The organism is Cupriavidus sp. HY129, assembly GCF_059492215.1.
In genome coordinates this window covers 2292416-2314175 of record NZ_CP083254.1, presented here as the reverse complement: position 1 = coordinate 2314175, position 21760 = coordinate 2292416, and the positions used below count along the sequence as shown (strand labels likewise).

The 21760-nt window shown below is 63.9% G+C and carries 23 protein-coding genes and 1 tRNA gene; 7 read left to right on the top strand and 17 right to left on the bottom strand.

What is annotated here, in order from left to right:
• Nucleotides 1-6: 6 nt before the first annotated feature.
• The 7 genes from K6G35_RS10440 to K6G35_RS10410 all read left to right on the top strand — a co-directional run bounded on the left by K6G35_RS10440 (nucleotide 7) and on the right by K6G35_RS10410 (nucleotide 3872).
• Nucleotides 7-1023 carry a hypothetical protein gene (locus K6G35_RS10440; protein WP_495675653.1) on the top strand — a complete coding sequence of 339 codons (1017 nt, stop codon included), beginning with the start codon at nucleotides 7-9 and terminating at the stop codon, nucleotides 1021-1023.
• A gap of 251 nt (nucleotides 1024-1274) precedes the next feature.
• A complete protein-coding gene (locus K6G35_RS10435; RefSeq protein ID WP_317915216.1) occupies nucleotides 1275-2213 on the top strand; it encodes an FkbM family methyltransferase in 939 nt (312 codons plus the stop codon).
• 87 nt (nucleotides 2214-2300) lie between these two features.
• Nucleotides 2301-2663: a hypothetical protein gene (locus K6G35_RS10430; RefSeq protein ID WP_317915215.1), complete on the top strand. Its 363-nt coding sequence runs from the start codon at nucleotides 2301-2303 to the stop codon at nucleotides 2661-2663.
• Nucleotides 2660-2926, top strand: coding sequence for a DUF7940 domain-containing protein (locus tag K6G35_RS10425; protein ID WP_495675652.1), 267 nt, complete (start codon nucleotides 2660-2662; stop codon nucleotides 2924-2926). Before K6G35_RS10430 ends, K6G35_RS10425 begins: the two co-directional genes overlap by 4 nt.
• The gene (locus tag K6G35_RS10420; protein WP_495676343.1) at nucleotides 2913-3407 is read left to right on the top strand and encodes a hypothetical protein; all 495 of its coding nucleotides are present in this window, start codon (nucleotides 2913-2915) and stop codon (nucleotides 3405-3407) included. The genes K6G35_RS10425 and K6G35_RS10420 overlap by 14 nt, the downstream gene beginning before the upstream one ends.
• Nucleotides 3404-3697, top strand: a complete 294-nt coding sequence (locus K6G35_RS10415) for a hypothetical protein (protein ID WP_317915213.1) — start codon at nucleotides 3404-3406, stop codon at nucleotides 3695-3697. Before K6G35_RS10420 ends, K6G35_RS10415 begins: the two co-directional genes overlap by 4 nt.
• Complete coding sequence (locus K6G35_RS10410; RefSeq protein ID WP_495675651.1) at nucleotides 3630-3872, top strand: hypothetical protein; 243 nt, start codon at nucleotides 3630-3632, stop codon at nucleotides 3870-3872. The genes K6G35_RS10415 and K6G35_RS10410 overlap by 68 nt, the downstream gene beginning before the upstream one ends.
• Before the next feature lie 9 nt (nucleotides 3873-3881).
• Here K6G35_RS10410 and K6G35_RS10405 read toward each other — a convergent pair whose 3' ends face one another.
• The 17 genes from K6G35_RS10405 to bcsZ all read right to left on the bottom strand — a co-directional run bounded on the left by K6G35_RS10405 (nucleotide 3882) and on the right by bcsZ (nucleotide 21760).
• Nucleotides 3882-4328: a hypothetical protein gene (locus tag K6G35_RS10405; RefSeq protein ID WP_495675650.1), complete on the bottom strand. Its 447-nt coding sequence runs from the start codon at nucleotides 4326-4328 to the stop codon at nucleotides 3882-3884.
• A complete protein-coding gene (locus tag K6G35_RS10400; protein WP_495675649.1) occupies nucleotides 4325-4987 on the bottom strand; it encodes an SOS response-associated peptidase in 663 nt (220 codons plus the stop codon). The genes K6G35_RS10405 and K6G35_RS10400 overlap by 4 nt, the downstream gene beginning before the upstream one ends.
• A 53-nt stretch (nucleotides 4988-5040) precedes the next feature.
• Nucleotides 5041-5424: a hypothetical protein gene (locus K6G35_RS10395; RefSeq protein ID WP_495675648.1), complete on the bottom strand. Its 384-nt coding sequence runs from the start codon at nucleotides 5422-5424 to the stop codon at nucleotides 5041-5043.
• 551 nt (nucleotides 5425-5975) lie between these two features.
• Nucleotides 5976-6066 (bottom strand) — tRNA-Ser (locus K6G35_RS10390).
• Nucleotides 6067-6127: 61 nt separating this feature from the next.
• The gene (locus K6G35_RS10385) at nucleotides 6128-6391 is read right to left on the bottom strand and encodes a hypothetical protein (RefSeq protein WP_008642440.1); all 264 of its coding nucleotides are present in this window, start codon (nucleotides 6389-6391) and stop codon (nucleotides 6128-6130) included.
• Nucleotides 6392-6494: 103 nt separating this feature from the next.
• Nucleotides 6495-7208, bottom strand: coding sequence for a GGDEF domain-containing protein (locus tag K6G35_RS10380; protein ID WP_008642441.1), 714 nt, complete (start codon nucleotides 7206-7208; stop codon nucleotides 6495-6497).
• A 26-nt stretch (nucleotides 7209-7234) separates the two neighbouring features.
• Nucleotides 7235-7624: a DUF1987 domain-containing protein gene (locus K6G35_RS10375; protein WP_008642444.1), complete on the bottom strand. Its 390-nt coding sequence runs from the start codon at nucleotides 7622-7624 to the stop codon at nucleotides 7235-7237.
• A 21-nt stretch (nucleotides 7625-7645) separates the two neighbouring features.
• A complete protein-coding gene (locus tag K6G35_RS10370) occupies nucleotides 7646-8218 on the bottom strand; it encodes a SiaB family protein kinase (RefSeq protein WP_008642446.1) in 573 nt (190 codons plus the stop codon).
• A 35-nt stretch (nucleotides 8219-8253) separates the two neighbouring features.
• Nucleotides 8254-9429, bottom strand: coding sequence for a SpoIIE family protein phosphatase (locus K6G35_RS10365; protein ID WP_008642448.1), 1176 nt, complete (start codon nucleotides 9427-9429; stop codon nucleotides 8254-8256).
• 217 nt (nucleotides 9430-9646) lie between these two features.
• A complete protein-coding gene (gene bcsR, locus K6G35_RS10360) occupies nucleotides 9647-9874 on the bottom strand; it encodes a BcsR/BcsP family cellulose biosynthesis protein (protein WP_008642451.1) in 228 nt (75 codons plus the stop codon).
• The gene (bcsG, locus tag K6G35_RS10355) at nucleotides 9871-11433 is read right to left on the bottom strand and encodes a cellulose biosynthesis protein BcsG (RefSeq protein ID WP_495675647.1); all 1563 of its coding nucleotides are present in this window, start codon (nucleotides 11431-11433) and stop codon (nucleotides 9871-9873) included. Before bcsG ends, bcsR begins: the two co-directional genes overlap by 4 nt.
• 27 nt (nucleotides 11434-11460) lie before the next feature.
• On the bottom strand, nucleotides 11461-14034 hold the full coding sequence (gene bcsA / locus K6G35_RS10350) for a UDP-forming cellulose synthase catalytic subunit (protein ID WP_495675646.1): 2574 nt from the start codon (nucleotides 14032-14034) through the stop codon (nucleotides 11461-11463).
• Nucleotides 14031-14786, bottom strand: coding sequence for a cellulose biosynthesis protein BcsQ (gene bcsQ, locus K6G35_RS10345; RefSeq protein WP_035882262.1), 756 nt, complete (start codon nucleotides 14784-14786; stop codon nucleotides 14031-14033). The genes bcsA and bcsQ overlap by 4 nt, the downstream gene beginning before the upstream one ends.
• The gene (locus tag K6G35_RS10340) at nucleotides 14783-14983 is read right to left on the bottom strand and encodes a hypothetical protein (protein WP_008640766.1); all 201 of its coding nucleotides are present in this window, start codon (nucleotides 14981-14983) and stop codon (nucleotides 14783-14785) included. Before K6G35_RS10340 ends, bcsQ begins: the two co-directional genes overlap by 4 nt.
• Before the next feature lie 3 nt (nucleotides 14984-14986).
• Nucleotides 14987-16735 (bottom strand): cellulose biosynthesis protein BcsE, encoded by a 1749-nt coding sequence (gene bcsE / locus K6G35_RS10335; protein ID WP_286881379.1) that lies wholly within the window; start codon nucleotides 16733-16735, stop codon nucleotides 14987-14989.
• Between the two features lie 76 nt (nucleotides 16736-16811).
• On the bottom strand, nucleotides 16812-20615 hold the full coding sequence (locus K6G35_RS10330) for a cellulose synthase subunit BcsC-related outer membrane protein (RefSeq protein ID WP_495675645.1): 3804 nt from the start codon (nucleotides 20613-20615) through the stop codon (nucleotides 16812-16814).
• A complete protein-coding gene (gene bcsZ / locus K6G35_RS10325) occupies nucleotides 20597-21760 on the bottom strand; it encodes a cellulose synthase complex periplasmic endoglucanase BcsZ (protein ID WP_035882265.1) in 1164 nt (387 codons plus the stop codon). Before bcsZ ends, K6G35_RS10330 begins: the two co-directional genes overlap by 19 nt.

Below are 21760 nucleotides of genomic sequence, written 5' to 3'. Positions count from 1 at the left end.
CGATCAATGGCAACGAACGATTTTCTGGTGTTCGGCGGCGGCGCTGGCGCCAACGTCATCACGCAGGTCACCTATTCTGGCTTGGCCGCGCGCACCGCGGGCTTCTCGTCGGGTGTGGCGCAATCCGCGCAGCTCAACAAGGTCTGGCGACAGTCGAGCGTCATGTCCGCGGTGCTGGCGCAGTTCATCTCTGATATTACCGGACAGGATTGCCTGGATGACGGCACAACGACAACGCTGCTGACGAATTTGAAGGCGGCAGTGAGCGCTCAGGCGCCCTGCATTGTTGGTGCAACCCGCAATGCTCGGATGTCTGTGGTAGCTGCTTCGTCCACCGCGACATTTGCGGCAGATGAGATTGCGCTGGAGGACACGCTGGGAGGGCGGACATATCGTCTTTCTAACTTCAGTAAGGTGGTCAACCTTGCGGCTACCGGTGCTGGCGGCATGGACACTGGCAGCGCGCCGACTAGCGGATTTGTTGCGCTGTATGCGATCTATAACCCGGTCACCGGGGCAAGCGCACTATTGGCGAGAAATGCAACAAGTGCCGCGCAACCCGAGGTATATGGCGGGGCGAACATGCCCGCCGGATACACGGCGTCGGCACTTATAAGCGTCTGGCCGACCACATCAGGTGGGCAGTTCATTATTGGGGTACAGCAAGAACGCCGTGTTTCGTTTGGATTCACTACGGTGTTGTCTACCAGCGTCCAGCAGGCGTCTGCAACCGCTTTGAGCATCGCGGCTGCGGCGCCAGCGAATGCCAAAGCGGTCAAGGGGTACTGCGTAATCACTTCCTCGGCTTCCACGGCGAACTTGTTCTTTACCGTGAGTGGATCGGGTGCAGCGCCTGGTCTTGGGGGTATGCAAGGGTCTATCACCACGAGCGCAGTGAGCGCGGGTCTCAGCAGCCCGTTCAATGACGTCCCCATCGTGACGGCACAAACTGTGTACTACACGGCTACTTCGTCGGCGGGCACCATGGGATTTTCGATGGTTCTTTCTGGCTATGTTTTCTGAGGGATGGATGATGAATTCCGTAACAGTTCAGTTTTCCGACGCGACGGAGTCGGAAGTGGTTGCAGTCTTTGCGAGTCCACAAGATGGGGGTTCTTATGCCCACATGGGTGAGGTGGATACTAGCGATCCACGCCTGGAGACATTCTTGGCGCAGCTTCCCCCATCGGTGGCGCCGATCTTTCGAGAATAGAGGTTTCGGGTAATATGTCGCGAGAGACACAATTTGATAACAATGCGATACATTCCCCAAAATGCTCAAGTCATTTTTTCGTCGATTGTCGGCCTTTGCCACCCGTGATGTAACGCACGAACTCGTTCAACTCCGATCCGATATCAAAGGCCTTACAGAGGCATTCCAAGGCGTTGTGAAAGCTGGTCAAGCGGAGGACGAGAGGTGGAACGAGTACCTAAAAACTATTGCCGGCGCGACGGATCAAACGAGGCACCTTGCCATCACGCAACTGAAGGTGACAAAGCTGGCGTCGCTCGGCGCTGATCCGGTTGTTTCTTTCTTTCACAATGGGACGATCCCCATCCGCTTTTTCGTTCCGAAGGCGGCGACGGATTACATCCAGGGATATCATCTTTTCCATGAGTCATTTTGGGATGTCGCACATCTCCAGCGCACCGACAGTTTTGTGAAGGGGAAGGCTGTACTGGATATTGGTGCGAACGTAGGTAACCACCTGGTCTACTGGGCTCGCGTGGCCGGCGCAAAAAGCATTACTGCGTTCGAGCCAATCCCTGAACTCTTCGAGATACTCCAGCGTAATATCTCGCTCAACGGCGTGCACAATGCCGAAGCTCTCAACGTAGCATTGGGCCGGGAAGAGTCATTCGGATCGGCAGTTTCCAGTGGTGACAATCGTATGCAGAGCGAAGTGCATGCGACCGCCGTCGAGGCGGCCGGCAGCATAAAAATCGTAGCGCTTGATGAACTGGAAATCGCGGAGGCTGACTTCGCAAAGATTGACGTCGAAGGACATACTCTGGATCTCTTGCACGGCGCAACGAAGACTTTGAGGCGACTACGACCGGCAATTTTCGTGGAGCTCTTCGAGCATGAGCGAAAGGCTTGTCATGAGATTCTGACTGGTATCGGATACGAGATGCGTCGAGCGGCGGCAGATAGCAACTACCTCTATGTGCACCCGTCACGACCGTTCGACGGCGAACTCGGCTTCCTGTAGAGAGAAACGCCAACAGCCAATTGGGCCACCTTCGGGTGGCTTTTTTCATGCCCGCCGCGCGCGGGCATTTTCATTTCCGGGGATTTCATGTCCGACAACACGACGCCTGGCGCAGCCAGGAAGCCGCGCTGGATCGACACCACCATCAACGTGCAGACGCTCGTCGGCAGCTTCGTCGGTGGCGCTGTGGCGCTGACGATCGCGTACTACGGCGTAGTCGAGCGGGTCACGAAGCTCGAGCAGAAGGACGGAGAGCAGGAGCGCCATCTGACAAGGATGGAGTCCGACTTGCGCCAGCAGCGGGACGAGACGAACCAGCAGATTCGCTCGATCAGTGCAGACGTGAAAGAGCAGTTGAGTGGCGTCAGCAACGACGTCAAGGAAATCCGGCGGTACCTAATGGACAACGCGGCCGGCGCGCGGCCCGATATTCGGAGATGGTCGAAATGAATCTGAGACTCAGCATGGCTGACAACTGGAAGCAGCTCCACAAGCGAGGCACGGTTATCCTCGCCAGCGTCTGTGCCGCGGTGACAGCGTTCGGACCGACGCTCGTGGACACCTGGAACCTGATGCCGCAGGACCTGAAGGCGGCATTGCCGGAAGGCACCGCCCGCTGGGTGTCGACCGCGGCGTTCGTGCTGCTGATCGTGGTGCGCTACACCGCGCTGCGTCCACGCGAAGAAAAGGGCGATGCCGATGCAACTCAATGAGATCCTTCGCAGCGCCATCATTCCTGCGTTTGGCATCTTGCCGGCAGCTATGGACAGCCAGCAAGCACGCGTTGAGCTGCTGACCATCGGCCTACAGGAGAGCGGCTTCCAGCATCGCAAGCAGATGGGCAACGGCCCGGCGCGAGGCTTCTGGCAATTCGAACAGGGCACGCGGAAATCGCGTGGCGGCGTCTGGGGTGTCTATCTCCACGATGCCAGCCGCTTCTGGCTGGAAAGGCTCTGCGCGTCTCGGGGCGTCCAGTTCCTGCCGGAGAGTATCTGGCGCGCGCTGGAGACCGACGACGTGCTGGCGGCCGGCGTCGCCAGGTTGATGCTTTTCACCGACCCCAAGCGGCTTCCAGCCGTGGAGGACGTAGATGGCGCCTGGGGGCTGTACTTGCGCACTTGGCGCCCGGGAAAGCCGAAGCCGGACACCTGGCCAGGTTTCCATACCCAAGCTCGATTCGAGGTGACGGCATGACCGCGCTGCTCGCAATCCTCGCCAAGATCTGGCCGTTCCTGCTGGCGGCCGGCGGCGTCATCTTCGGCATGTTCCGGCACCAGCAGGCTGCCAAGGCAGAGGCGCAGGCCAAACAGCGCGAGGCCGAGGCTGATGCACAGGTCGCCCAGGCCGATGTCGTACAGGCTAAGGCCAACCAAGACGCCACGCGCGCTGGCGCCGACAACGCAAAGGTGAGACGAGATGAAGACGCTGCTGTTGCTGGCGAGCCTGACGCTGACCGCGTGCTGCACGACGAATGGGGCAGGTAAGACGCCCGAGCCGCAGGTGGTGGTGCAGACACGCGTGGTAGACACGGCGTGCGACTGGACGCATCCGATCTACGTGGACAAGGCCGATGTGCTGACCAATGACACAGCCAAGGCGATCCTGGCTCACAATCGGGCCGGGGCGAAGGTGTGCGGGTGGAAACCGAGGGGGAAATAACAATACTGGCTATTTCTCTTTTTCCCTTAGATCCTGGTACTGCTTCATCTTCGGAGTTGGTGTAAAGGCATCCGCTTTGTACTCTTTCCACATTGGGCCGTTGCTTGTTTCCCAGCGAACCCGGACAGTGGTTGCCTGTTGGTCGCTGCAACCTTTCAGCTGGATCTGGCCGGCGCTGCTCACAATTCGCGCCGGTTTGCCCGCGACGAGTCGTTCTCCACGTGGCCCGATAGCGGCGACCTTTGCGCCGGCCGGCGCCGGATACCCGAGGTTACACACGCCGCTCAATAGTTCAAGGACTGAGCCTTCTGGTTCGGGTTTCGTGTGCGTTACATCAACCTCTGACAGTAGTTTCCCGGATTTCGTTGGGGCCGGTGTCCACACAACCCCAGAGTCTTCAGCGAGCGCCGACGATGTACAGGCAAATGCGATGAAGAGAGTGCAAATTTCTTTCATGGTTGTTCCTCGTCGCTCATAGATCGTTTAACGCGCGGCGGTACTGGCGCCGCCTCGGCCAGCATCCCATCAGACGGATAAAGCCGCAGGAATGTCCGAGCCACTTCCGGATCGCGGCAACCTAGCCAGTCGTCCCACTCTTCGCGCGGCAGAATCACCACGCCGCGCTTCTCATCTCCGGGCTTGTGGAATCGGCGCATCAACGGGTGACTATCCGCGTTGAGAGTCGGCATGGTGAACGACACAGCGCCATCCGGCCACGTGCGCCACAATCCCGCGATCGCAAACGGCTCCCCGTCCGGCAGACCAATCCTCCACCGCACGGCCTTGCCCGTCTCCCAGTTCGGCTCATAGAAGCCAGTGGCTGGGATCAGGCCGAACTGGGCCGCCTTCCAGTGCTTAGCGAACGAGCTGAGCTTCCCGATCGTTTCCGTCCGCGCGTTAGCCGTGGGGTAGTACCGGACGCCAGGCGGTATCTTTGCCTTGGGGACCATGCTGAACGAGCCCAGCACCGCTTCGCGCGATCCATCTGCCGCGGCGCGGATGATCGGGGCAGGATAGTCTGGCCAGGCCTCGGCCTTCCATTCGCCGGCGGGCGGCTCGACGCCGAAGACATCGCGCAACACCTGGCGCTGGACGGGGGCATAGTTCACGCACATTGAAAGTCTCCTGCCTCTTGGGGGCGCAATGGCATTGTTGAGCGGGCCCTCCGCTACAGCTCTACTGACGGAGGTTGGGCTTCTATGGTGAATTGTTTCCCGGTCCCGGTGGTGATCCGCACCTCCATCTGACTAATTTGTGCTGCGATGGTAAAGGCCATGGGGAGTGGGAGCGTAGCGGTGGCGCGTGCCTCAATGATGTAAGGCGCGCTAATTAGCTGGGACTGCTCGCGCCCTTCAGAAAAGAAGGATGCCGCTTTCACAATTTGGATGGGAAACGGGCTCAGGTTTCTCGCGTGGCACTCCGCTCCATCAATTTCGAGTGTTAAGCGTTCCCGTCTATCTAGGCGGGCGATGTACCAGTTGTAGCAGCTTATGGCTGTGCCGATTGCTCCAAGAATCAGACCACCCCACGCGACGACTGCACTATCTGCCATGCTGTCTCCAGAAATGGATTCAGGAGGATTACAGCACTTTCGGAGGGGCCCTGCGAATCTTTTCCGGCACTCGGTAGTGCTTGTCCTCGGCTTCTTCCCAAGTCAGAGATTCGAAGGTCTTTTGTCAGGCGACCGCAAGTCCAGCAAGGAAGTAGCCTGCTGATACTGTTCAGATATACAGTGCCATCCATGTCCGCCGGCTACTTCGAACCACCAGACGAGCCCATGCCACCCTACGTGGTGGAGGAGGGTACAGCGTGCCGTACGTGCTCGCGGCTCAAGATCGAGGTGCTTCAGGAGTGCCCCCATCCGCGCCTGTACCTCTACTGTGATTTCGAGGACCGCAAGTACATACCGAGGCGGTCGTGCGAGTTCTATGTGCGGGAGCCGGGGACGGACTGAACAAAATTCGCGCCGAGAGCACCGGACTAGTATTTCGGTGTCCTCAATAGCACTTTTCTTGCGGGGAATCTGGCGCCTGAATAGGACAATCCAGCTTTAATAGGACAGAAGCGCTTTGCTTAGAACCCGCAAAGCCTTACAGAATAAGGTGGCGGAGAGAAGGGGATTCGAACCCCTGATGGGCTATTAACCCATACACGCTTTCCAGGCGTGCGACTTAAACCACTCATCCATCTCTCCGGGAAGTCCGCGATTATAGCAGAGCCGCTCCGGCTGTCCAGCGTCGCGCATGTGCAACGTCTTACTCGCTGGCTCGCCCTCCTTTTCCGAACCTCAGGGACTTTGGCAGCAGGCACAGCATGATCGCCAGGAAGAAGAGCGTCGATGGCACGCCTTTCCCTTGCCAGCCGGAGAGCGAGTGAAACCAGTAGACGAGGACGGCCAGGCCGACGAGGTAGCGGAATCTGACAACAAGGTTGCCTAGCGGGGGACAGATTCGGCCGATGAGCCAGACGCAGCCGTAGGCGGCAGCGTAGTAGCCCAGCATGATGAGGAGAGCGCCCATGAGGTGACGGATAACGGATGCGGCACAAGACCCCTCATCTATCGGGCTGTGCCGGCGATTGCTTCACCCCTCGGACGAGTGGGCACTGGCTGGACGATGCCAGTCACTCCCGCGCCTGCGTTACCCGATTCCGCCCGCCTCGCTTGGCTTCATACAACGCCTCGTCCGCGCGGCCGTAAGCGTGCTCGAACGGGCGGCCCTGCGGTGACCAGCTCACGCCGAAGCTGGCGGTGACCTCGCGGTTGACGGGGGCAGGGAAGCGATGTCCGGCGATGGCCAGACGCATCTGGTCGGCCAACGTGGCGGCGGCGTCGATCGTGAAGTCGGGCAGCAGCGCTGCGAACTCTTCGCCGCCCATGCGTCCGATCACGCCTTCCATGCGGACCGTGTCCTTCAGGCAGGCCGTGACGCCGCAGATCACCGCATCGCCCACGGGGTGGCCGAAGTCATCGTTCAGGCGCTTGAAGTGGTCGATGTCGATCACGATCAGCGCCAGGCTGCCGCGCGCCAGCGCTGCTGTGGCGCGGTCGATGACGGCGCCGCGGTTGAGCGCGCCGGTCAGTGTGTCGTGCGTGGCGCGGTATTCGAGTTCCTGGGCCAGTTCCTGCAACCGGTGGTTGAGCCGGTTCATTTCCAGCTCTTCGCGGTCGCTGCGCCGGATCAGGCGGCGCGTCTCGCGCATCAGCCGCTCGTAGTAGCTGATGAGCTGGCCAAGGGTGTGACGATAGGCTTCCTCGCCCGCGTCGACATCGCAGAACACGGACCTGGCGTGGGCCAGAACGCTGTTCTCCGATTCGAACAGATCGGGTTCGGGCATGGTGGCGACGGTAGCGAGAGGGGGATTCAACTGCTGGTCGTCACTTCGTCGATGAAGTCGATGGCGGGGAAATCGGCGTGCAGTTCCTGGCCGAACTCGAGGATGGTGTCGTCGTCCTCGTCGTGGAACCAGTGCAGGCGGATCGCGTTGCCACGTTCGGCGGCCTCGTTCAGCGCGTCGAACATGCTGAACAGCATCTTGGTGCTGGAGCTGTTGAAGTACGTCAGCGCGACGTTGACCGTGACGGACGCGCCATCGCAATCGGACAGGTACTTGCGCAGGCGCGTGACGGCTTCGCCGTAGAACACGGCGGCATTTTCGGGGTAGGACTCACCCTTGAGCGAAAGAACGTGCCGCGTGAAGTCGAAGCTCACTTCGGGCGAGCTTGGCGTGGCGGCGATGAACAGGTTTTCCATGGCGGGCTCTTTCCGATGGGCTCAGATGGTGGCGACGAGCTGGAACATCGTCGAGACCGGATCGGAGTCGATCGGCTGAAAGTTGTACTCCAGAGGGGCGCTGGCATCGCGCGCCATTGTCAGGATGCCGAGACCGGCGCCTTTGCTGCCCTCCGGCACCTCGGCCCGCAGGGTTTCCTTGTAGGCGCGCTTGATCTCGTCGAGCGTCATGGTGCGCACGCGCTCCAGCGTGCCGCGCAGTTGCGCCACGCGCGCGGTGGACACCGGGTTCGAGCACATCAGGCGGTAGTGCTCGTCGACCATGCTGATGCAGACGGAACCGTGGCGCAGATGACCGTCGGCTTGCGATGGCGATGTCAGCGAATCGGACGAGTAGTGCACGATGTTCTGCGCCATCTCCACGAACGACGAGAAGAGCTTGCGGCGCGTGGCGCCGTCCACGCCGCTGACGGAAAGCTGCAGGCGCACCGCGTCGGACATCGCGGCGATGATGTTCTGCGAAAAATAGCCGACGTAGTAGAAGATCACGTTGCGTTCCCGAGCCATCGCGAAGAAGGGCTCATATTCATTGTCAATCGATTGTGCGGCGGTCATGTGTTGGCGAATGGGCGCGGTGCGGCCGGATGGCGTCACGGCGCGCGGAAACAGAAGAAAGTCAGGTCGTCGCGTCGGCGCTGCGTGCCTTGCCAGTCCCGGTGGGCATCCTGCACGGCCTGGCTGATCTGCGTCGCTGATGCGGCGCGATTGGCGCAGATCGCCTCGCGCATCCGGCGCTTGCCGAAGGCGATTTCCTTCGGGCCGCCGATCTGATCGATCAGGCCATCGGTGGTGACGAACACCAGCGTGCCGGACGTGGTCGGAACGGCGTTGTTCTGCCACGTGAATGCCATATCGGTATCGACGTAGCCGACACCCATGCGCGCGCCGTTGACCATCTCGCCTTCGGCGTCGGCGGGTTGCAGCACGAACAGCGATGACTTGGCGCCGGCGAAGGTCAGTTGGCGCGTGGCGTTGTCGAACCAGAAGAAGGCCGCGTCCATGCCGTCGTCGGATTCCGACGCGCTCGGTGATTCACGCGGCTCGCGGTCGTTCTGGCCGAGCATCTGCTTGATGCCGCGATTTACGGCCATCAGCAGCGCGCCGGGGTCACGCGGGCCGATCTGCTCGATGGCCTGCGTGAGTAGCGACGAGGCGATCAGCGTCATGAATGCGCCTGGCACGCCGTGGCCGGTGCAGTCGGCCAGCGCGGCGAACCAGCCGTCCTCGAAGGCGGCAAAGTGGTAGAAGTCGCCGCCGACCACGTCACGCGGTTCCCATACCAGTGCGGCGTCGGGCAGCGTGGCGCCCAGCATCTCGCGCGAGGCACGCAGCATCGCGCGCTGGATCGTGCTCGCATAGTCGATGCTGTGCATGATCTGGCGATTTCGCTCGGCTTGCATGTCCGCCACCACGCGCATCAGTTGCAGACCTTGCCCCAGGCCGATGTACTGGTCGTCGCGCGCGATGATGAAGCCGTCGGCCAGCGCCTTTTCACCGTATTCCACGGTTCGGAACGTCAGTGCGTCAATGCTCATGGCCGCGTCGACGATCAGCGGCTCCTTGTCCATGAACGCGATGCAGCTTTTGCGGTTGTAGAGCTCGCGATGATAGGGCTTGCTCATCTGCGACAGAAAGATCGACCGATTGATCAGGCCGATCGGCTTGCCTTGCTCGGTGACGGGCAGGCAGGCCAGGTCGCGATGGGCGGCAAAGACCTCCAGCACATCCTGGTTCGTCTGGTCGGTGGTGACAGACGGGGTCGGCATGGCCAGGTCTTCGGCGCATGGCTGTCGGAAGCGCGGACGGGCAGCGGAAGGGTCGACCAGTACGCCAGACATGACGGGAGGGACACTGTGTGGAAAGTGGCCCAGAGTCTAGGCAGGCGATATGACGAATCCGTGACACTTTGGCCCCGAAGGCCAATGTTGCTTCCCTACTGGCGGGGGATGGTGGGCGTAGCGCTTTGGGGGAGGGGGGCGACCGTCAGCCGCCACCGCTCGGGCCGACGGCAACCGACGGCTCCGCGTCGGCCAATGCCGAGCACCCCATCACCCGGGCCAGCAGAGGCCAGCGTTGCGCGGCGGCCACTGTTTCCACTTCAATTTGCTGGTCGAAGTACTGCTGCGCGTCGAAGCCGTCCACATGCTGGGCCAGCATGTCGATGTCGCTGTAGGCCGTGGCCGCCTTGCGGGACCCGATGGGTTTGCTCATTGCTGCTCCACCCAGACGCCGTCCGGTGTGTGAATCACATAGCCGTTGGTTCGTTTCATCGTCAGCGTCGCTTCGTTCTCGCCGACCATCTGGGTCTGCGGAAGATCCTCGACGTAGTGCGCCAGATCGGGCGCCCCCTGGCGGAACGGGCTGTCGGCCACGAGATTGAACACCAATTGTGACAATCCGAAGAAACTCGTCGGCGCGTCGATGGTTACCGGCTGCGGCGTTGCCGTGGTGGGCAGGCCGACCAGTTTGACGCCCACGGGCACGTGGATGATGTTGGGAGTGGGAATCTCGCGCAGCCCCGAGATCTGGTTCTTGTCGCCGCGTAGCGCCGCGCCATGCTCGGGCACGAAGATCACCACGGCCTTGCGGCCGGACTTGCTGATGGTGTCGATGATCCGGTCGACATCGTCGAGCAACGTCTTCAGGCGCAGCGGGTAGGACTCGATGCTGGTCAGGCGCTTGTCGGGCAGGCGATTGCCGTCGTGCAGCGTGACCGTGTTGTAGTAGAGCGCCACGGGGCCTTTGTCCTGCGCCAGGTGCTGCTTGTACCAGTGGTCAAAGGTATTGAAGTCGTCCAGGATCGGCGAGTCGTCGAAGGCGCGCATGGCCACCGGCACGCCGTCGGTCGATTCCATCTTCACGCCCTGAATGCCGATCTCGGTCTCCACGTAGTTGCGGAAGTTGTCGAAGCGGCCATCGTGGTTCATCAGGATGCGCGGCGTGAAGCCGGCCTGGGCCAGATCGGCGAACAGGTGGCATTCGGCGGGCGCGGGGTCGTACAGATCCTTGTGCGGCTGCTGGCCGCATGACGCGCGCAACAGGCGGATGGCGGCCGGACCGCTATAGCTGGCGGCGGAACTGAAGTTCTTGAACAGGTAGTCGAAGCGCGACAGCAGTGGGTGATTGAGGCTCTTGGCCGCGTCAAGGTCATCCCACGACAGCGAGCAGATGTGCAGCACGATGATGTCGAACTGCGCGTCAGGCGTTGCGGTGAGCGGCGAGAAGGTGGCGGTGCGCTGGGCTTCCTGCTGGCGGAACGCGGCCAGGATGGCGTCGTAGTTGTTGGTGGCGTTGATATCCGCGCGCGGCGATCCGTCGGATTGCGCTGTTGCTTGCTGAGCCTTCGCGCCCGGCAGCGTGATACCCGTGCCATACCAGATCGGCATGGCGATCAAGGCAAGCAGGACGAACGTAGTGGTGCGAATCCATCGGTTGATCAGCAGGTATACCAGGACCACCAGCACCACGGCCACCACCATCTCCACCGGCACGAAGCGCTGGAATAGCTCCACCAGGTATCCGGGCGTGAAGGTGCGGATGTTGGAAAACTCCGTGAGCAGGCGCGCGAACGGCGGCAGCGTGGATTCCCGCCACGCCAGCGCCGCGCCGGCGCCGATGGCGATGACCTGCCGCAGCACCCGCAGAATGCGCGACTCGAGCGGTATCACCAGCAGCAGGGCGAAGACCAGGTTCAGCAGCCATATCGGTTGCATCTGCCCGGTATGGAACAGGTAGATCTTGGCGAGGAAGTAGAGGTTCCAGAGTCCCATGGGGTCTCGCTTAGGGGTTCGGGGCGGTCAGGGCAGACGTGAGCGGCGTCGCGCGGTCACCAGCTCGACGGCATCGACGAAGGCGTCGTAGAGCCGCAGCAGGCCCTGATAGCCCATTTCAACGACTTCCTTGAAGCTGCGCAGCGGGGCATCGACGCGCTCGTCGTCGAGCCAGTCGATCCATGCGTCGGCGCGGCCGAACGTGCACTGGATCAGCTGCGCTTCGCGCTCGACGCTCAGATCGTCCATGCGCACCCCAAGGTGGCGATTGATATTGCGGGTGACCACGGCGGGGAAGTGATAGGTTCGCGATCCGCGCGACAGACATACGCCCACCGGCGCGCCCTCGACCAGTGGCACGTCGATTGGCAGCACCATGCCCAGGCCACCCATCGAATAGTTCTCGGTCTTGCACGCGATCGTGCGGCCATCGGGCAGCAGCAGAGTGGCCGGCACGCGCATCGGGATACGGTGCGACACGCGTACCTGCCGCGCCTCGCGGGCCACGCCAACGGCAGCGCCGAGCATGATGAGGTTGAACGTGGCCCATCCCATGTTCATCAGCACGGTGGCCGGCTCTTCGGTGCCCCAGAACAGCAGGCGGAGCACGCCGAATACAAGGCCGGCCACGTTCAGCGCCAGCAGTACCAGATAGGGCTTGGAGATAGTCCAGTCCAGATAGTCGTCGGCAATCTGCCCGCCCTTGGCTGTTACGTTGAATTTGCCGGCGCGCGGATTGATGAAGGCCACCGTGGTGGGCAGCACGATGTACCACGCCAGCACGGACTCGTAGACTTCCGCCCAGAACGAATGTCGGTAGCGACCCTGAAGTCGCGAGTTGGTGACGTTGGCGATCAGCAGGTATGGCAACACGTAGGCCATGATCATCAGCGCCGACGTATTGATCACGTGCAGCCCGAAGTACAGATACGCGATCGGCATGGTCAGGAAGATCAGCCGTGGAATGCCGTAGAAGAAGTGCAGCATCGCATTGCTGTAGCACAGGCGCTGGAACAACGTCAGGCCCTTGCCAAGCAGCGGATTGTCCAGACGGAAGATCTGCGCCATGCCGCGTGCCCACCGGATGCGCTGGCCGATATGGCTGGACAGGCTTTCGGTGGCCAGCCCGGCGGCCTGCACGGTACGCAGGTATGCGCTGTTGTAGCCACGGCGGTGCAGTTTCAGTGCAGTGTGCGAGTCCTCGGTGACGGTCTCTACCGCGATGCCACCGATCTCGAGCAGCGGCGCGCGCTTGATTACTGCGCAGGAGCCGCAGAAGAACGTGGCGTTCCAGAGGTCATTGCCGTCCTGGATCAGGCCGTAGAAAAGGCTGCCTTCGTTCGGCACGCGGCGGAAGGTGTCGAAATTGCGTTCGAACGGATCGGGCGAGAAGAAGTGGTGGGGCGTCTGCACCAGCGCGCACTTCGGATCGTCCAGGAACTCGCCCATGGTCATCTGCAGGAACGAGCGCGTGGGGATATGGTCGCAGTCGAAAATCGCGATGTAGTCCCCGCTGGTGCGCGGCAGCGCCTGATTGATATTGCCGGCCTTGGCATGGCGATTGTTGTCGCGCGTGATGTAGCCCACGCCCGCCGCTTCGGCGAACTCGCGCATCGCCGGCCGGCGGCCGTCGTCGAGGATATAGACGCGCAGCTTGTCGGCGGGCCAGTCCATGCTGCGCGCCGCGTACACCGTCGGCTGGACCACGGCGAGTGATTCGTTGTACGTCGGGATAAAGACATCGACGGTCGGCCATAGAGACGAGTCAGCCGGCAGCGGCTTTGGCTTGCGGTGCAGCGGCCAGGCGGTCTGCAGGTAGCTCAGCGCGAGCACCAGCCACGTGTAGCACTCGGCTGCGTAGAGCAGGTAACCGATCACGGCCTCGGTCGTGGTGGCGAACTGCAGCGTTTGTGTGGAGCGCCACCAGATATAGCGCACGGCCATCAGCATGGAGACGGCGATCATCGTGATCGTGGCCAGCCGCCCAGGAATGCGCCGCACGACGATCAGTATGGCCCAGACCACGGCGAACATCAGCATCTGGCTCGCGAACGTCAGCGGCGTGGTGCCGATGACGACGGTGGCGATGGCTGCGATGATCATGGAGATCGGCAGGACAAATGGAATACGCCCGACCTGCGCGGCAAGTGACTCGAGCGAATAGGCCACTCGATTCCAGTCCGGTCGAGGCAGGATCGACAAGAATTGGTGGTGCAGTCGCGATGTCGTATTCCAGACGGGCTCGAGTACCCGATCGAGCCAGCGGCGCAGCCAGTTGTCGCGCTCCGGCTCGGCCATCGAACGCTGCTTGCGCGGATCGGCAGCCAGTCGATGTCGAGGTTTTGGGGGGCGGATGAACAGGCGCCACAGCCACGCGCCCGTGCTTTGGCGCTTGCCGATGCCGAGCCGGGTCATGGCGCGTTTGTGAACCTGCGCGGCCCATTCCGCCGGGATGTCGCGCTTGCCCGGCCGAGGCGGGCGAAAGAACAGGCGGAGCAGCCAGTTGCCGGCATTCGCGGTGCGCGCCACGCCGAGCGCCCGCGCCACGCGGTCGCGGGCGCCCGAGAACAGTTCGCTTAGCGAGAAGCCGCGCGCGCTCATTGCCGGGACTCCTGTGTGGCGGCTTCGAGCCATGCCGACAACCACGACGCCAGGCCATTCATGTCATGCGCGGCCTGCGAGTGTGGCGTGCTGCGGCAGAAACTCTCGCTGCGGGCCAGCGCCTCGGCCACGCTGCTGTCGTCATGCACGTGATAGGGCAGCATGGCCTGTCCGAGCATGGCCTGCAACAGCGCGACGATATCGACATGAAGTTGCCGCGCAGGCTGCAGCCGCGTAGCCACATAGCGGGCGGTTTTGCCTTGCGCGGTCAGCGCGTCGGCCAGTCGGCGCAGCGTCAGGCAGGTCTCCGGTTGCGCCGGGGCCAGCACGAGCACGAGATCGGCCGCTGCGATGGCCTGATCCGCGAGTGGGGATGGCCAACGTGCGCAGTCGATCAACGTTACACCACGCGGTGGCAGATCCACCTGCGCCAGCAGCCGGCCGAGCCAGTCCGGCGCGGCGTTTGCCAGCGCGGCAGGGGCGCCGCCGCTGCCCCATGGCACGAACAGCACGTCATCATCGCTGCGTTGTCCGGCGCGTGCCCACGCGCCAGGGGTCGGTGCGTCGAGATAGGCACCGAGGCCATCCTCGGGAATTTCTCTCATCCCGAAGTGAAAGCCGAGCACGTTGGCGGGATCGCATTCCAGCGCCAACGCCGGGTGCTTGCGCTGGGCCAGCAGCGAGGCCAGTTCCGCCGTCAGCGTGCTGCGGCCAGCGCCGCCCGTGGTGGAGACGATGGCCACGGTATTCATGACTGTTCTCCATCGCCGATACGGCGCTTGCCACGTATCACCAGGGCGTCGAGTTGCGGTGGTAGTCGCACGCTGCGACGGGGCCGTGGCGCGGTCCAGCGCGGCAGCCAGCGCAACAGATCAAAGCGCCACGTCAGCCACGCAAGCGGCGCCGCCAGAATCAGTCCCCAGACGAAGTAGCCGAGAAAGATGGGCATGGGTCAGCGTAGTGGTTTGAGCGGCACGGGGTGGTGGCGCGGCAGGGCGCGTGGGCCACCGCCGCCTTGTGCCCGGCGAGGCGCGATCAACGGCAAGGTCTGCGCCGGGGCCGGTGTCGTTGGGGATGCCTCCGTTGGTGCATCCGACGGTTCCGTGTGGCTCGATGGTTCCTGGGCCAGCCAGCGCGTGTAGTCGGGAGGCGGATAGGCCTGAATATCGGCCTCCAGTTCGCTCAGCGTCGCGGCGATCGATTCGTTGTCGCCGCTGCGCAGATCGCCCTGGAACATATCGCCCATCGGACGCTGGAACACGCGCGCGCATACCGCGTCGACATCGTCCAGCCGGCAGGCGAAGAAAAACGCGTACACGCTATCACTGCCCGCGGTGCAGAGGTCGCCGGCGCGGTTCATATGGCAGGCGCGCAGCGCGTCGATATGCGCCACTTCGGGCAGTAGCGGCAGTTGCAGCAGTACGTGTGGCAGCCGGATCAAGCGGCTGCGGTCCATCGCATCGCGCACCAGAGAAAGGAACGTGTCGGGCGTCACGTAGCCGGTGGCCGAGGTCGTCAGCACGGCCGATAGGGCGCTGTGATAGTCAGCGAGGATCGGCCGCGAGAAGACCTGACCTTGCAACGCGTCGATCATCGCCTGCATTCGCGCGAACGGCGTGCGTTGCGCCACCACGGCATTGGCACCGAGGTTGAGCATCAGCAGCTCATAGTGCTGGCGCATGGCCTCGCGGTCTTCGCGGATCACGATCTTGAGCGCGCGGCCCGCGCTACGCCGCAGGCGGTGCACCTGGCTGGCCAGCAGTTCCAGGTCGCGGCTGCCCGAATAGCGCAGGATCACGGTCGCGGCCACGGACTGGCTGGCCGTGGCGACGGCGGCTTCGTTGCTGTCAACGATGCGCCAGTTCTCGGGAATGAAGCGCTCGCGCAGCACCGCATCGCGGCTGACGATCACGCGGTCTTCGTCGGGCGCCAGCATTCCCGCTTCCTCAATCTGGTCGCTGTAGGTGTCGGACGCCACCATCAGCCGTTGCTCGTGCGGCGCGAAGCGCAGCCGCAAAACTTCGCCAGCGACCACCGACTGCTTGTCGCGCCAGAACGCGACTTCCCAGGTGTACTGCCCCTGCTGCTGGGAAAGTTGCGCCGCACCGGCAAAACGGCCGTGGAAGGCCTGCAAGTCGGGCGGCGATTGTCCCGGCGCCAGCGGAGGCGGCGCGACCACGAGCAGCACGCCACAGCGTTCTTTCGCGCACCAATCGTGCAGGCGAACGCCTTGGCTCGCCAGGGCGACCGCATCCTGCCAGCTGAAAAATGCTTCGGCGCCTTCGATCAGGAGCATCGTGCCCCGCGCGCCGCATTGGTCGACGAGTGCCTGAAGCGCGTCGATCAAGGCATCGATGCCGTCGCGGCCGGGTTGGGCACGCAAGGCACAGAGATTGGCACGCGAATGCAGCGCGCGATTGACGTCGATATCGAGACCATGCTCGCGGAGCGCCTTGGCGATTTCGCCGGCATCACGCGCCGAGAGCACACTGGCGGGTCCGCGCAGCGCGCCGGCGGCGGTTTGCCAGAAGAAAGCATCGCGTGCGGGCGAGGGCTGCGCGTACACCACGTGTGCGCGGCCGCTGGCCAGCGTGCCGAGCGCCGGCGCCAGCCCTTCGATCGCGAGCAGCGTGCGCGCCTGCAGCCGCGCCAGCAGCGGCTTGCGGGAGGGGCGGGGGGCAGAGTGTTCGACGTCGTTCATGACAGAACCCGATAGCTCAGTATGTCGCTCAGTAAGTCGCTCAGTAAGTCGCTCAGTAAGTCGCTCAGTAAGTCGCTCAGTAAGTCGAATAGGGCCGCACTGGCGCGGGCGGGTACGGCACCGGGTCTTTCCGCTTGTCGAACAGATACCGGAGCCAGGCCATGGCACGGTTCGGCGCGTAGTCGCGTGACCGGTCGATCGAGAATGCCGCGCCAACCACCCAGTGCGGCGCGAGCGTGTATTCGATCGTCGCGCCCAACGTGTAGCTGAAGCCACCGCCCGAACCGCCCTTGTAGATGGCGTTGCCGCTCATCGCCTGCAGGTCGGGGCGGGTCGGGAAGTACGGCGCATCGTCCTCGTAGGTGAATGACCACCCTGCCGAGCCAAGGAAGCGCCACGACCACTTGTGATACCGCCCGGTCCAGTCCAGAGGGATGCCGAACGACACATAGCGTTGGGGGCTGTAGTAGCCGCCATGTCCAAACGTATAGAACCGCTGGTTGTCGGAGTAATGCCAGTAGTTGAGCACCAGACCGCTGGAGACCCTCTGGTCCCGCGCCATGTAGACGGGCACGTCGAAGCCGGTGCGCACGGTGATTTCGCGATTGGTCTTCACGTTGTCACCAGTGTAGAGGCCGGCGCCGACGTCGGCAAACAGGCCAATGCGTCCGACATCGCGCGCGTACCGCAAGTGGACGCCGTTGCGCACGATGCCGCCCCAGTGCTCCCCGGTGACCGGATCAACGGCCCCCGCGTACGAGATCAGCGAACTTGTCACGGCCCGCCGCGAGATGTCCGCGCTGAACGACGAAACGCCGAGGTCGGCGCGATAGCGGAAGCCGCCAACCACGTTCTGCTCGGTGAAGCCAAGCGGCGTGGTGCCGATATCGGCGCGCCAGCTGTTGTATGCGCCATCGTATTCGTAGCCGGCGGCCAGGGCCACACCCTTGTCGGTCTGGCCGATCGGCCCGAGCCCGGCGTTGCCGAGCGCTGGGATCTTGCCGAAGGGCAGGTCGCTGACCGATCGGCTGGCCTGCAGCGTACCCGCATCGAGCAGCACGGTATCTGCATGGAAAAAGTAGTGGCCTGTATAGCCATTCGGAATCCGCACATAGAGCGGAATCTCGGTGGCGTTCAGCTTGGAGATGCCGTCGTCGCCGGATTTGTTCGACTGCAACACGGCCGTTGCCACTTCGCCCTGGCGACGTGCCTCCAGGCCCGCCAGCGCGCGCTGCGCGGGCGTGCCCTCGGGGCCCGGCAGCACGCTTTCGCGTTGCTCGAGCCCGAGCGCGGTGCGATAGATTTCAGCCGCATCGTTGTAATCACCGCGCGACTGGGCGATGCGGCCACGCTGCACGGTGATGTCGGCGCGGTTCGGGAAGCGGGCGTCGAGCGCATCGACGACGGCATCCGCTTCGTCCTCGCGCCGCAGCGCAGTGAAGCGCCGCGCCACCGAGAGGCGTGTGTCGATATCGTCGTCGGGCGCTTCGGCCAGCACCGTGCGCACGATGTCGAGCGCCTCGTCGGTGCGGCCCATGCGTTCGTACTGCCGCGCCAGCGTCAGTTGCGCACCGGCGTCGTGCGGATCGGTCGCCAGCACCTGATGCGCCGCATCGGCCGCGCCCTTGAAGTCGCCGTGGGCCTCGCGCAGGTCCGCGAGCTCCAGCAGCCAGCGACGGTCGCGTTGCTGTGCTTCGGGCACTGCGTACAGGGTGTCGTGCGCGCCGTTGAAGTCGCCTTCGGCGATGCGCCGATCGGTCTCGCGGATGGCCAGTCGCAGTGACTGGTCGGCGAAGCTGGCACGTTGTTCGTCGGTGATGCCGGGCAGGGCGGTCGAATCGGCGATCCACTGGCGCAATGCCTCGTCGCGATCGGCCGCCGCCAGCAATTCGCCATAGCGCAGGCGGATGTCGAGATGCGGGTCCTCCGGGTGCGCGGCCAGCCAGTCGCTGACCAGATGCAAACCGGTCTCCGGCTCGCCGAGCGCGATCCATTCGCGTCCGATCGACGCCAGCATGTGCGGATCGTTCTGGGCCTCCTGCGCGGCCTGACGCAACAGGGCACGTGCCTCGTCGTCGTGTCCCTCGGCAACGCGCAGCCGGGCTTCGCGGAGCAAGCGCTGGGCGGCCAGGTTATGTCCGAGGTTCCTCATCCCTTCCGAGCGCTCGGCATCCGGCACGGCGGCCAGCACCGTAGTGGCCGCGTCGATGTCGTCCACGCTGTTCAGGTAGAGCGCCGTCGCATAGCGCATCTCGCTTGTCGGCGCAGCCTTGAGACCGTCGTCCATGACGGTGCGGCCTAGCGCGGGTAGTCCCAGATCGCGATAGAGGCGGGCCAGCGTGAAGCGTGTCCAGGCGTCGTCGGGCTGCAGCCGAACCGAAGCCTCCAGGTTGGCGATGGCGGGGCTGCGCTTCTGCTGCGCCAGCAGCCGTTCCGCCTGCACCGATAGCAGGTCGGCACGCATCGCGCGCATCTCGCGCTCGGAACCTTTCATGCGCGGCTCGATGCCGGCGATCAGCGGATCGATTTCGGCATCGCGATGTTCCTTCTGCAGGAGTTCGACCAGCGAGCGCAGCGCGCCCATGTCGGGTTTGGGGCGGGCCAGCATCTTGCGCAGCAGCGCCTCGGCTTCCGCATCCTTGTTCTGCGCGATCAGCGCGTCGGCCAGGATGCCTTCCGCACTGTCGTTGCCAGGCTGCTGCGCCAGTGCCTTGCGCGCCAGCGCTTCCGCTTCGGCCGGCTTGCCTTGCTTGTTCGCGTCGCGTGCCTTGGAGATCATGCCCCAGAACGTCGCCGTGGCCATCAGGCTGCGCCATTTGTTGCTCGGGTCGAGCTGCTGCGCACGTGCGAACAGTTCGCGTGCCTCGTCGTGCCGGCCTTCGCGCAGGCGCACGAGTCCGAGCCCGCCCACCACTTCGGCATCGTTCCGCCGCTTTTGATACGCCTTCTGCAGGGCGATGTCCGCCTCACTGAGCTGGCCACGCTCGAGCTGTGCCAGCCCGCGTTGCCGGGCCTGATAGGCGGGGTCGGCCTGCAGACGCTTCTGCTCCTCTACCTTCTTGCCGAGATCGGCGAGCGTCTGCCGCGCGGCGTCATCGTCGGGCACTTCCTTCAGGTAGCGCTCGAACCAGACGTAGTAGGCCGGGTCATCATTCACGCGGTAGAGCGTGCGCCGCCAGATGTCGAGCGCGGTCTTGCGGTCGCCATCGGGGCGCTGCGTGATGCGGTAGAGGATGCCGATGCCTTCCTGGCGGGTGCCGGCGCGGTCGGTCAGCAGATCGCCCAGTGCGAGCTGCAGTGCCATGTCGTTGGGGTTCTGGCGCGTGCGGCTGCGGAGTTCGCTGATGGCCCGTGTGCGGCCATCCGGCGTGCCTGAGAGGATGCGGTAGTAGTCACGTGCCAGATCGCCGCTGGGCGCGCCGCGCGGGAACAGCAACAGCAGCCGCTTCACGGCTTCCTCGTCCTTGCCCGATCGCGACAGCAACCGGATGGTGGCCATCTCGCGCTTGTCGCGCGTGGCGATCCGATAGGCGTCATCGAGTTCGAGCGTCGCGGCGCTGCCCGGCGCGGTCTGGCGCAGCTTGGCCAGCAGCTTGCCGGCTTCGGCGGGGCGGTTCGAACGGATCTCGATCAGGCCCATCAGCTTTAGCGCCTCGGGCTGGTTCGGATCGATCAGCAGTGCCTTTTCCAGGATGCCGCGCGCCATATCGGTGCGGTTCTTTGCCTCCCACATTTTGGCAGCGGCAAGCAACTGCGCCATCTGCGCGGATGTGGCAGGCGGCGACACACCTGCCGCTGGGGCAGGATCGGCCGCGAAGGCCGGCAAGGCGGAACTGGCCAGCAACAGCGCCAGCGCGGGAGCTAGCGCGTGGCGGGGCATGTGGATTTCCAGGCCGGCACCAGGGTGCCGTCCGCTTCGAAGCGGAAATGTCCGTCAAGATGGCCCAGGCCGAACAGCGCCAGCACCTGGCTGTAGTAGCCGGCGGGCTTCTGCGCGGCCAGGTCGCGGGCGCGCTGCGCCTGCGCGCGCGCGTCATCGGTCTGTCCCAGGGCGGCAAGGTAGGGCGCGATGGCTGCCGAGAAGCCACCGTTGCCGCTGTTCGGCCCGAACGTGCCCGACTGGGTATCGACCCGCTCGGGCGGATACCCCTGCTTGCGGACGTAATCGGCCATCGGGCGGAACGCCTGGAGCACCGAAGTGCGCAGCGGATCGCGCGGCGCCATCATGCCGGCCCAGAGATAGACCCGGATCGCGTTGTATGAGCCGCCGGCCTGTGTCTGCGTGTCGGGCCGGAAGCCTCGCCCCTTGTGATACTCCACCCAGTCAGGCGAAAAGCCGCGCGGGGCCGTGTTCAGGATCAGCCGGGCCGAGGTGTCGACCAGCGTTTTCCAACTGCTGTCCTCGCCCGGCATGGCTGCCAGCCGCCGCATGACCTGCAATGGCACATAACTCGGGTTCAGGCGCCAGACATCGGGCGACGTGTGGAATCCAGTGGGCCCGGGCAGCAACGTGCGGCCGAGTCCGGGCAGCACCGCCGTTTCCTCGCGCAGGGCGCGGCGCGCCACCAGCGTTCCAAGCGCCGTGAAGCGGCGCTCGTTCCAGAGGCGGCCGGCTTCGAGCAGCGAGTAGGCAATCCACAGGTCCGCGTCCGATGCCGGATTGGCGTCGATGACACCCCAGGTGCCTGCGTGCTCGCCCTCGGTGCGCTTGCCCCAGATCCACGCGGGCAGATGGGCCGTCAGGTCGCCTTGCGCGAGGTTGTTCTCGGTCCAGGTCAGCAGCCTGTCGAAGGTAGCGCGGTCGTTGGCCACGAGCGCGAAGAACAGCGCATACGACTGGCCTTCGGAGACCGTCACCTGCTGGTCGGTGCTGTCGTCGATCACGCGGCCGTCCTGGCTGATCGTGCTGCGCCGGAAGGCATCCCAGTCGGGCCACGCGCAGGTGGCCGCGGCACTGGTCAACACCGTGCCGGCCAGCGTGCATACGACGGTAGCCCGCAACAGCCAGGCCATTGCCCGACGCAT